Here is an 11060-nt window from a genome sequence, read left to right as displayed (position 1 = left end):
CCTTCTTCGGTGGATCCCACCAGGGCCAGGGTGGATGCGTTCGGGTTGAGCGCAGTTGCGATGTCGTCGAAGTAGCCGGTGCCGACTTCGCGCTGGTGCTTGGTTGCGGTGTAGCCGCGGGACTCGGAGGCGAATTCCTTTTCCTGGAGCTCGACGTAGGCGCTCATCCCTTCACGGGCGTAGCCGTGGGCGAGGTCGAACATCGAGTAGTTCAGGGCGTGGAAGCCGGCCAGGGTGATGAACTGGAAGGTGAAGCCCATCGCACCGAGTTCGCGTTGGAACTTGGCGATGGTGGCGTCGTCCAGGTGCTTGCGCCAGTTGAACGACGGCGAGCAGTTGTAGGAGAGCATCTGGTCCGGGAACTCGGCCTTGACGGACTCGGCGAATTTGCGGGCCAGTTCAAGGTCCGGGGTGCCCGTTTCCATCCAGATCAGGTCGGAGTACGGGGCGTAGGCTTTGGCACGGGCGATGCAGGGTTCGATGCCGTTGCGGACCTTGTAGAAGCCCTCCGCGGTACGAACCGGCTGTCCCCCTTCGCGGAGGATGAATTCCTGGTCGCGCTCGTCGACATCGGAGGTAATCAGGGTGGCTGCCTCGGCGTCGGTGCGGGCGATGATCACCGACGGTGTGCCCGCGACGTCGGCTGCCAGGCGTGCGGCATTCAGGGTCCGGACGTGCTGCTGGGTGGGAATGAGCACCTTGCCGCCGAGGTGGCCGCACTTCTTCTCGGACGCGAGCTGGTCTTCCCAATGCACGCCCGCGGCGCCGGCCTGGATCATGGACTTCATGAGTTCGTAGGCATTCAGCGGGCCGCCGAAACCGGCCTCGGCGTCGGCAACGATCGGAACCAGCCAGTCCTCGACCGTCTGGATACCCTCGGAGAATTCGATCTGATCGGCCCGGAGCAGGGCGTTGTTGATGCGGCGGACCACCGTGGGGACCGAGTTGGCCGGGTACAGCGACTGGTCCGGGTAGGTGTGGCCGGAGTTGTTGGCGTCGGCCGCGACCTGCCAGCCCGAAAGATAGATGGCCCGCAGCCCGGCCTTGACCTGCTGCACGGCCTGGTTGCCGGTGAGCGCGCCAAGGGCGTTGGTGTACTCGCCTTCCTTGTGCTCTTCCGTGAGCTGCTTCCACAGTTTCTCCGATCCGCGGCGGGCCAGGGTGTGCTCTTCGGAGACCCGGCCGCGGAGCTTGACGACGTTCGTTGCCTTGTAGTCCCGGGTCACACCTTCCCAGCGGGGATTGGCGCCCCACTCGAACTCCAGGGCGGCAGCCTGCTCTTCGGGCGTGTGCTGGGTGGGCTCAAATGCTGCAGTCATCATTGATCTCCTTGGTGGGCATACGTGCCTCCTCCTGCTTCGGTGCAGTGGGGCTGCTATCTAGGTTGGAGCCCGTGCCAGTTCGTTGTTGATACTGGCGCGGATCCGCAAAACTGTCGCCGGTGCGAGAGGGATAGTCCCGGGGCTGGGCCACGGCCGTGTGTTATGACTTCGCCTCGGTCAGTCATGGCTCGAGTGAAAATGCATTGCTTGGGCTGGGAACGTGAGATCTCGGCGGCGGCGTCCTCCATGAGGTTGCGAACGGCAACCGCACGAATGTCTTGTTCTACAAATTGGCCAAGACCGAAGCCGGGTTTTCGATCGAGTCGGCGACATGACGGAGGAACCCACCGGCAGTGCCGCCGTCGCAGACACGGTGGTCAAAGACAAGTGTCAGCTCGACGACCTTGCGGACAGCCAGAGCACCGTCCACGACCCACGCCCTGTCGATGATGCGTCCAACGCCGAGTATGGCTGATTCCGGGTAATTGATGATGGCTGCCGAGCCGTCAACGCCAAAGACGCCGTAGTTATTCAGGGTGAAGGTACCGCCGCTGAGCTCGGCCGGCGTTGCTTTGCCGGCACGCGCAATGGTGCTCAGCCGGCGAATTTCCGCGTCGAGCTCTCGCGCGCTCTTTTTATCGGCGTCGCGAACGGCAGGAACAACCAGCCCGCGATCTGTCTGGGCTGCGAAACCCAGGTTGATGCCGTCAAAGGCAAGAATTTCCTTCAACTCGCCAAGGTCGTCGGCGTCTTGGTAGCGGGTGTTGAGTTCGGGGTACTTCTTGAGCCCGGCAATGACAAACCGTGCGATGAATGCTAGTAGACCGGGAGTGTTTTCGAGATTGCGCTGTTTCAGGCGGGCCCGCAATTCCACCAGCTCGGTGGCATCGGCGTCAACCCAAACAGTGGCCTCGGGGATTTCAGTCCGGCTGCGGGTCATGTTTGCAGCGACAGCCTTTCGAACGCCCTTCACTGGGGTCCGTGACAAAACGGCCAGCCCTGTACGGGCATCTAGCTTCTCCCACCCATCACTCGAGCGGGTAATGCCACCGGCGGCTTGGGGGATGTCAGCGGTAGCTGGTTTAGATGCCCTTGCACTGATGGCAGCATCAACGTCCCGACGGGTGACCAGCCCATCAGCTCCCGATCCGTGCAGGGCGCTGATGTCGATCCCGTTGTTCTTGGCGAGCCTGCGCACGAGTGGTGACATGACGCTGACGGTCTTTGCCGGAAAGGGTGTCGAAGGTGCTGGCCTGGCTTTACTGTTCGACGAGGACTTACGCCGGCGTGTTCGCTTGTTTTGGCCGTGACCCCCTGGGGTGCCGTAGCCGATGAGAACATTTCCCGATCCGGCCTTTTCCTCCTCGCGGTAGGCGGTTGCGGCAGCCTCGGCTGCCGGTGCAGTATCCTGCACGCTGGAAGCAGCGGCCCCCGGAGCCGTAACGGAAATCAGAGGCTTGCCGACATCGAGTGTCTCTCCCGGTTCTCCGTGAAGCACCGCGACTTTGCCAGCAAAAGGCGAAGGGACTTCGACCATCGACTTCGCTGTTTCAACCTCGGCAATGGGTTGATCGACCCGAACTTCGTCACCGACTCTTACGAGCCAGTTGACAAGTTCTGCTTCGGCGAGACCTTCGCCGAGATCGGGAAGAAGGAATACTTTGTTTTCGCTCATTTCTAGGCTTCCCACTGGAGGTCGTCAACGGCGTCGAGAATGCGATCCACGCCGGGCAGGTAGTAGTGCTCGAGTTTGGGTGCCGGATAGGGGACGTCGAATCCGGCCACGCGGCGGATGGGTGCTGCCAAGTGATGAAAACAGCGCTCCTGAACCCGCGCGACAATTTCGGATGAGACTGATGCGAACCCGTGCGCTTCCGCGACAACGATAGCCCGTCCCGTTTTCCGAACGGACGCGGCCACTGTTTCGTCGTCGAACGGCACGACGGTTCGGACGTCGATGACCTCCAGGGACCGGCCTTCCTCGGCTGCTGCTGCCGCCGCGGCAAGTGCCGTCGGCACCGATGGACCGTATGCAATCAGGGTTGCGTCGGTACCGGTGCGAGCGACTGCCGCTTGACCTTCAGAGGACGTCCCGGACTTCGCGTTTGTGGAATGTTGGGAGCGCAGAGCCTGCAGGTCGACGGAGTCTTTAGACCAGTAGAGCTTCTTGGGTTCCATAAACATTATCGGGTCGTCTGAATCGATGGCCTCGCGAAGCATCCGATAGGAGTCGGCCACCGTGGCAGGGGTGAACACTTTGAGACCGGCCGTGTGGGCGTAATAGGACTCGGACGAGTCGCAGTGGTGTTCCACTCCGCCGATGCCTCCGGCGTACGGGACGCGGATGACTATGGGCAGTTTGATGGCGCCTTTTGTACGGTTGTGCATTTTCGCGACATGGCTGACGATCTGTTCAAAGGCTGGGTATGCGAAGGCGTCGAACTGCATCTCAATAACGGGGCGCATTCCGTTCATGGCCATGCCCACAGCCATCCCTACGATTCCGGCCTCGGCCAGCGGGGTGTCAAAGCAGCGCTGATCACCGAAGAATTTAGTGAGCCCATCGGTGATACGGAAGACACCCCCGAGCATGCCCACGTCTTCTCCGAACACTAGGACCGAGGGGTCAGCGTTCATTGCGTCAGCCAGGGCGGTATTCAGTGCCTTGGCCATTGTTAGGGGTTGGGGACCGGCGGCCACTGCGGTGGCCGCGAAGGCACGGGCAGTCGCAGCGCTGACTTTGCCGTTGGCCTCGGAGGATGTGGTGATAGTCGGGCTCACTTTGCGGCCTCCTGGGATGATGCTTCGCGGGCGAGTTCGTCGGCGAGCATGGCGGATTGTTCTTTCAGTTGCTGTGTCGGCGACGTGAAGACATGACGGAACAAATCCTGCGGGTCCACGGGCACCTCCTGGCCGAGGCCGTCTCGAAGCTGCGATGCCACGGCTTCAGCTTTCTCACTGAGCCGGGCTTCGGTCTTCTGATCAAGAAGACCTCTATCGGTGAGATAGGTCTTCATTCGAGCGACAGGGTCCTTTGCAAGCCACTCGGATACCTCGCTGTCCTGGCGGTAGCGGGTGGCATCGTCGGCATTGGTGTGGGCCTGTATGCGGTAGGTGTTGGCCTCGACCAGGAGCGGACCGGAGCCGTCGCGCGCCAATTTCACCGCACGTGAAAGAACGGCGAGGAGCGCCACCAGGTCGTTTCCGTCGACGCATTCACCAGGCATTCCATAGCCGACGGCCTTGTGGGCGAGCGACGGTGCAACCGACTGCTGCGCCAGGGGCACCGAGATTGCGTACTTATTGTTTTGGACAAAGAAGACAACCGGGAGGTGGAAGACTGCAGCGAAATTCAACGCCTCATGGAAGTCCCCTTCACTGGTCGCCCCATCACCGCACAAGGCCAATGCGACGGTGTCCTCTCCGCGGAGCTTCGCGGCGTGAGCGACCCCCACCGCGTGCAGCAACTGGGTCGTCAGGGGAGTGCACTGGATGCCCATCCGGTATTTCGCGGGATCGTATCCGCCATGCCAGTCACCGCGGAATATCGTCATGGTTTGAACAGGGTCAACACCACGGGCCATTACTGCTACGGAGTCGCGGTAGGTGGGGAACATCCAGTCCGTTTCACGCAGACAGAGAGCCGCGGCGACCTGGCAGGCTTCCTGGCCATGGCTGGATGGATAAACAGCCATGCGCCCCTGCCGGACGAGTGCCGAGTTCTGGTCGTTGACCCGCCGACCGACGACGAGCTGCTCGTACGCGGCCAGCAGTTCCTCATCGCTGGGCAGGGGATACTCGTGGCCCGGTTCGGTGCCCTGCTCGCGGATGTCTTTGAGGTGGCCGTCGGGATCCACCATCTGAATCTGATGGCGCGCGGGAAGCATGTAGTCCTCAGCTGAAATGCCGAACTTCTGGATGGCCTCGGCCGCCCGGTTGTTGACCGGCTGCGCCGGCGGGGCTTGATCGGTGGAGAGCGTCATTGGTCAGTCCTTGGGTAGAGCACTATTTGGCACAATTATGCAATTCATCCCGTTTCGTATCTACGAACGTGGATGATTCCGGACTTTTTCCTCGAAACTCCCGATTCTTGGCGACATCTGTCTTTTGTGACTGACATTACGCCGGGGAGCGTAGACGGATTGCTGCAGACCATGTCAGTCAGGCGTAATGGTTCGAAAAGCAGCACGCACAATGAAACCCGCCCGCCAATGCCGACTTCCCGAAGCCGGGAAACCGCCAGGCACGGCAAGAACATCGCCGACTGGTTGTCGCTGGGTTCCAGGCCCGCCAGTAGTTCTGCAGCAGGCGTCGGCAGTGTGTGGTGATTCCCATCCCGCCCAGGACCCGGCGCCTGGCGTCGAGGCCTGTGTGCCTTCGATATGTCCTGTTCGCCTATCTGTTGCTGCCTTCCATAGCCCCTACGTGCCACTTGGTGGACCCCGGTCACCACGAAAGGCACGGGGTCATCCGATGGAAGAGCCTCCGTCAGGGACCGTCCGCGTGAACGAGGCCGGGAACGCGCAGCCCGCCACTGACAAGGTTGAGCCGCGGCTCATGGGAGCCGGGCGAACTCGCCGGCCCGATTAGCCGCAAAGATGAGCGTAGCGCTGTGGCGTCCCAGCACAACTAACGCTCCGGCTGCTAACCCTCTGCAAGGGCTGGGCGTGAGTCCTAAACACTCCAGTCAAAGAAGCCCTTGCCCGTTTTGCGTCCCAGTTCGCCCCGGGCCACCTTGTCCTTTAGGATCTGCGGCAGAGTAAACCGCTCACCCAGTGTCGCATGGTGGTATTCAGCGATTCCGAGCCGTACGTCCAACCCCACGATGTCCGCGGTCTTGAGTGGTCCGGTGGGGTGCTTGTAACCCAACACCATGGCGGCATCAATGTCTTCCGGTGAAGCCACACCTTCCTCCGCCATACGCATTGCCTCCAAGGCGATGGCAACGCCAAGCCTGGACGATGAAAACCAGGAGCATCATTGACGACGATGGCCGTTTTCCCCAGCGCGACAACCCATTCTTTGGCCGCCGCGGCAAGAGCGTGGGAGGTGCGTTCACCCAGCACCACTTCGATGAGGGTGGATGCCGGAATGGGTTGAAGAAGTGCAGGCCTAGGAAGTTAACAGGGCGGTCCAGCTCTTTCGCCAGCCCGTCTACCGAGGGGGAAGACGTGTTGGATGCCAAGTACGAATCGAAGGACAATCGCGCCTCGATGCCGCGCAGGGCGGTGACCTTCAGGTCCCAGTCCTCCGGCACGGCTTCCACCACCAACTGCCGGTCCGCGAAGGAATCGTGGTCGGTGCCCACACCAGTCGAGTGATCAACTCTTCGAAGCTGCCGTCAATAACGTCCAACTCGATGCTTTTCAGCACCGCGGCCTCCACCCTTTCCCGGGCGGCCTCGGCGGACACGTCGTCGCGCTCAACCACCAGCACGTCTGGGGCCGGTCTTGCATGCCGGTAGCTCCGTGCTCGATGTAACGCTTAGCCCAGCGGCTTGCGGTAGGCACTGAGACGTTGAACCGTTCAGCCGCGCGGCGCAACGGCCAATGATGATTTACCACGCATTGGGTGAGCTTCAAGCGCCCGGCAGGGCAAGGATCGCGTCAGAGTGGGACACGAGGACCTCCGGGTGTTGTGTGTTGCTCTCGACAAGCTCCACACAACACCCGGAGGTCCTCTTTGTTGCGTCAATTCCCACCCCGTGTCACCAACCTAATGGCTCAGTACACCTAGGACGCCGACCTTCGAGGGCAGGCGGGAGAATGTTGTTGATCGTTCATTGGATCCACTTTCAGGTCAAGTTGTCACCGGCTCCGCGAATCAGACCTTCTCCAGCAGCATGGCGGTTCCCTGCCCGACACCTATGCACATGGTGGCGAGGCCGATTTTCGCGTCCTCCCGCTCCATCCGTCCGAGCAGCGTGATGGCAATTCGTGCCCCGCTGGAACCCAGCGGATGCCCGAGCGCGATAGCACCGCCATCAAGGTTCACGATGTCGGGCTCCAGACCCAGGCGCCGGATGCACGCGAGCGACTGGGTGGCGTACGCTTCATTAAGCTCCACCGCAGATAGGTCTCCCACGCTAAGGCCGGACCGCTTGAGGATCTTCTGTGTAGCGGGGACAGGGCCGATGCCCATAATTTCAGGTTCGCACCCGGCTGAGGCGCCGTCGATGATCCTCGCCCGCGGCCTCAGGCCCAGCCGCTCGATGGCCGCCTCCGAGGCCACGATGATGGCGGATGCACCGTCGTTCAAGGACGAGGCGTTACCCGCCGTGACCACGGTGCCACCATGAGCTACTGGCTTCAGGTTCGCGAGGACGTCCATGGTTGTACCGGCTCGAGGGCCTTCGTCCGTATCAACCACTGTTTCAGACTTACGCGTTTTGACCGTCACAGGGACGATCTCGTCCCTAAACCGCCCCGCTTCGATGGCGGCAAGGGCCAGTTCATGCGAGCGGACGGCGAAGGCGTCCGCTTGCTCGCGGCTGATTCCGTCCACCCGGGCCACCTCCTCCGCGGTTTCCGGCATTGAGTAGGTCATCTTGCCGCCGCGGGACAGCGAACCCTGCTGGAAAAGCGGATTGGGAAAACGCCAGCCAAGGGAAGTATCGAAAATTTGTCCCGGTTTGGCGAAGGCGCTGCTGGGTTTTTCCTGGGCCCAGGGCGCCCGGCTCATAGACTCGACGCCGCCCGCGATGACGACATCCGCGGCGCCCGCCTTGATCATGTGGCTGGCCTGAATGATCGCGCTCAAGCCGGAACCGCACAGCCTGTTGACCGTGATGCCAGGAATATGAAGGGGCAAGCCGGCCAGCAGGGTGGCCATCCGGGCAACGTTGCGGTTCTCCTCGCCGGCACCGTTTGCGTTGCCAAGGATGACCTCGTCAATGCCGTCCGGGTCAAGACCGGCACGGGTGACTGCCTCGCGCACCACCAGAGCAGCCAGGTCGTCGGGCCGTACGGACGAAAGTGCGCCGCCGTATTTGCCAACCGGTGTTCGCACGCCGCCAACAAGGAAAGCCTGGGACTCCGCAACGAACCTGGAGCGGGTGAGAGGGGCAGATGGAACCATGACATTCCTCCGAAGGTATAGGGAGTTGGCTCGAGACGAGTGGGAAAGCGTGACCGGTGGAGTCGGATTTTATACCGATCGTTCAGTCAGGAAATTTAAGATAGCACCCAGCCTCAGCGCCGGTCAATCAATTGGGCAGGCCTGTCTGCGCGGTTTCCTATGGACGCCGAGAAATGTCGCGACCGGGGCGGGGCAATCGTGTACCCTTTTATTTACCGAACGAACGGTCAGTAAATCTTTTCTCTTTCCCTTTTTCCTTTTTCCTGGAAGGACCGTCAACGATGACCACCACAGCCACAGCTCCCCAGGCCACGGTCGACACCGTGGAGACAGTGCCCAGCTTCGTCATGGATGCCCGGTAGACGCCCGACGCCGGCGCGCTGGGATCCGCCGTCCCTGTCCGGGATGCGAGCACGGGGGAGGTCCTGGCCAAGGTGAGCACGGAAGGCCTGGACCTTGCCGCCGTCGTGGAGTGCGGTCTGGATGTTCCGGCAGCCCCCCGGCGGCGGGCGGCGCGGCAACCACTCCGAGCACCACGGCTACATCCTCGCCGAGATGCAGGTGCTGGCCCGCCAGTATCCCGGGGCGAGCTGGTGACAGTAATGGAGATGTACGTCGCCGGCGCCGGGACCAGGTCCAGGGGCGCCGTGCGGAAGGCGTGGGACATCGCGGCCACCGTGGTGGATGCGGAGATCCCGGTACTCACCATCGCGGATTTGGGCATCCTCAGAGACTTGAGGGTGACGGAGGAACACAACGCAGCCGACGGCGGGCTGGTCCCGCCGGTCCAGGTCACCATCACGCCCACGTACTCGGGCTGCCCGGCCATGGACGCCATCCGCGATGACCCCCAGCGGCCTTCACCAAGGCTGGCTACCCCAGCGTCCATGTGGACCTGGTCCTGGCCCCCGCGTGGACTACTGACTGGATGACGGAGGGCGGCAAGGCGAAGCTGTGGGAGTACGGCATCACGCCGCCGTCGGGTGTGGCATGCCAGGACTGCAAGGAACCGTTCGACTACTTCAAAGTCCTGTAAGGAACCCCCATGCCTGTTGTCCACCAGACCGCCGCCGAAGAGGCTGAGGTGACCGGCCGCCGTCGTCCGTCTTTCCATACCCTCACCGTGCAGGAGGTGCGCCGGCTCACCGAGGACGCCATCGAGGTGACGTTCGCCGTCCCGCCGGAGCTTGCCGGCAAGTTCGACTACCTGCCCGGCCAGTACGTGGCCCTGCGCACCACGCTGCCGGATGAGACCGGCGAGCCGAAGGAAATCCGGCGCAGCTACTCCATCTGCGCCGAGCCGCGCAGCTTCGCGGACGGCACCAGCGAGATCCGGGTGGCCATCAAGAAGGACCTGGGCGGGCTGTTCTCCACATGGGCCAACGCGTAGCTGAAGGCCGGGGACACCCTGGAGGTGATGAGCCCCATGGGCGCGTTCGTCTCCAAGCACGGCAGGGACGGCAAGGCCGTGGAGCAGAACCGCATGAACTCCATGAACCACCCCCAGGAGCTGGCCGGGGACGTCCTACGGGGAAGCCAGCTTTGTGGCCATCGCCGCGGGCTCGGGCATCACCCCGGTGATTTCGATCGCTAGGACGCTGCTGGCCGCCAACCCGGACACCCGGTTCGACCTGATCTACGCCAACAAGGCCGCCATGGACGTGATGTTCCTGGAGGAGCTGGCGGACCTGAAGGACAAGTACCCGCAGCGGCTGGCCATCCACCACGTCCTGTCCCGGGAGCAGCGGATCGCGCCGCTGCTGTCCGGCCGGATCGATGCGGAGAAGCTGCAGCAGCTGCTGGGCACCGCCCTGCACGCGGACGACGTGGACGAGTGGTTCCTGTGCGGGCGGTTCGAGCTGGTGCAACTGTGCCGGGACACCCTGGCCGAGCGCGGGGTGAAGCCGGAGAACGTCCGGTTCGAGCTGTTCTCCGGCAAGCCGGACCACCCGGAGGGGCAGGCCGGCCGTCCCGTCATCGTGGACGAGAGCCAGGAGACCTACAAGATCACGTTCAAGCTGGACGGCCTGCAGGGCGAGGTGGCCAGCCCCACGCACGCCCGCGAGTCCATCCTCAACGCCGCGCTGCGGGTGCGCCCGGACGTGCCGTTCGCGTGCGCCGGGGGAGTGTGCGGCACCTGCCGGGCCAAGGTGGTCACCGGCAGCGTGACCATGGACGAGAACTACGCGCTGGAGCAGGATGAGCTGGACAGGGGCTACGTGCTCACCTGCCAAAGCCACCCCACCAGCAAGGAAGTCACGGTCGACTTCGACGTCTAAGCCTTCCCCCTTTGCCCGTCTGAACATAAGAGTTCCATGATTTCCCTTTCCATCAGCAAGGGCAACGCCGAAGTCGTCCTGGACGCGCCGCACAAGCTGAACTCGCTGGACGAGCAGGCACTCACGGATCAATCCCAGGCGTACGACGCCGCTGCCGCCGCCTCGCGCGGTGAGGTGCGGGCGCTGATGCTGCGACGGGTTTGCTGACACTCGCGACAATTTCAGAGAAGTCGCCCTAGTACTACAGTCGCGTTTAGTCTTGGCTGCGTCGGCGGTTTAATCGGACTTTCCGCTTGGGGCCTGTTAATCGTTGGTGGTGAGTGATGATATTTGTGTGGCGGACGTAGAAGAGTGGGCCGAAGGTCTGGAGGAAATCGGCGAT

At 62.7% G+C, this 11060-nt stretch carries 5 protein-coding genes and 7 pseudogenes; 5 read left to right on the top strand and 7 right to left on the bottom strand.

Annotation, left to right across the window (positions count from 1 at the left end):
* From aceA to AC1DJW_RS26135, 7 genes and pseudogenes are all read right to left on the bottom strand, one after another.
* Positions 1–1319, bottom strand: a 1319-nt coding sequence (gene aceA, locus AC1DJW_RS26165) for an isocitrate lyase (RefSeq protein WP_476902914.1), incomplete at its 3' end; no start/stop codon positions are given.
* A 286-nt stretch (positions 1320–1605) separates the two neighbouring features.
* Positions 1606–2997 (bottom strand): dihydrolipoamide acetyltransferase family protein, encoded by a 1392-nt coding sequence (locus AC1DJW_RS26160; protein WP_476902913.1) that lies wholly within the window; start codon positions 2995–2997, stop codon positions 1606–1608.
* A 2-nt stretch (positions 2998–2999) separates the two neighbouring features.
* Positions 3000–4103 (bottom strand): alpha-ketoacid dehydrogenase subunit beta, encoded by a 1104-nt coding sequence (locus AC1DJW_RS26155; RefSeq protein WP_476902912.1) that lies wholly within the window; start codon positions 4101–4103, stop codon positions 3000–3002.
* Positions 4100–5305 (bottom strand): pyruvate dehydrogenase (acetyl-transferring) E1 component subunit alpha, encoded by a 1206-nt coding sequence (pdhA, locus tag AC1DJW_RS26150; RefSeq protein WP_476902911.1) that lies wholly within the window; start codon positions 5303–5305, stop codon positions 4100–4102. Before pdhA ends, AC1DJW_RS26155 begins: the two co-directional genes overlap by 4 nt.
* 691 nt (positions 5306–5996) lie before the next feature.
* Positions 5997–6758, bottom strand: a pseudogene (locus AC1DJW_RS26145) (3-hydroxyacyl-CoA dehydrogenase family protein).
* An 8-nt stretch (positions 6759–6766) separates the two neighbouring features.
* A pseudogene (locus AC1DJW_RS26140) lies at positions 6767–6942 on the bottom strand (helix-turn-helix domain-containing protein); the annotation flags it as partial.
* 203 nt (positions 6943–7145) lie between these two features.
* The gene (locus tag AC1DJW_RS26135; protein ID WP_476902910.1) at positions 7146–8399 is read right to left on the bottom strand and encodes a thiolase family protein; all 1254 of its coding nucleotides are present in this window, start codon (positions 8397–8399) and stop codon (positions 7146–7148) included.
* A gap of 281 nt (positions 8400–8680) precedes the next feature.
* Here AC1DJW_RS26135 and AC1DJW_RS26130 point away from each other — a divergent pair.
* The 5 pseudogenes from AC1DJW_RS26130 to AC1DJW_RS26110 all read left to right on the top strand — a co-directional run.
* Positions 8681–8878: pseudogene (locus AC1DJW_RS26130) on the top strand (hypothetical protein); the annotation flags it as partial.
* Positions 8879–8897: 19 nt separating this feature from the next.
* A pseudogene (locus tag AC1DJW_RS26125) lies at positions 8898–8996 on the top strand (Phenylacetic acid catabolic protein); the annotation flags it as partial.
* Between the two features lie 11 nt (positions 8997–9007).
* Positions 9008–9435, top strand: a pseudogene (locus AC1DJW_RS26120) (iron-sulfur cluster assembly protein).
* 9 nt (positions 9436–9444) lie between these two features.
* A pseudogene (paaE, locus tag AC1DJW_RS26115) lies at positions 9445–10678 on the top strand (1,2-phenylacetyl-CoA epoxidase subunit PaaE).
* A 36-nt stretch (positions 10679–10714) separates the two neighbouring features.
* Positions 10715–10873, top strand: a pseudogene (locus AC1DJW_RS26110) (enoyl-CoA hydratase/isomerase family protein); the annotation flags it as partial.
* Positions 10874–11060 lie beyond the last annotated feature (187 nt).

The sequence above is a fragment of the Arthrobacter sp. 05L417 genome (genome assembly GCF_056397865.1).
Note: the sequence above shows the minus strand (reverse complement) of the source record. Positions and strands in the feature narration are given on the sequence as shown.

Bases quoted from the DNA above. Each gene is read 5' to 3' on its own strand.
- AC1DJW_RS26160 (WP_476902913.1), bottom strand. From the start codon at position 2,997: ATGAGCGAAAACAAAGTATTCCTTCTTCCCGATCTCGGCGAAGGTCTC.
- pdhA (WP_476902911.1), bottom strand. From the start codon at position 5,305: ATGACGCTCTCCACCGATCAAGCCCCGCCGGCGCAGCCGGTCAACAAC.
- AC1DJW_RS26135 (WP_476902910.1), bottom strand. From the start codon at position 8,399: ATGGTTCCATCTGCCCCTCTCACCCGCTCCAGGTTCGTTGCGGAGTCC.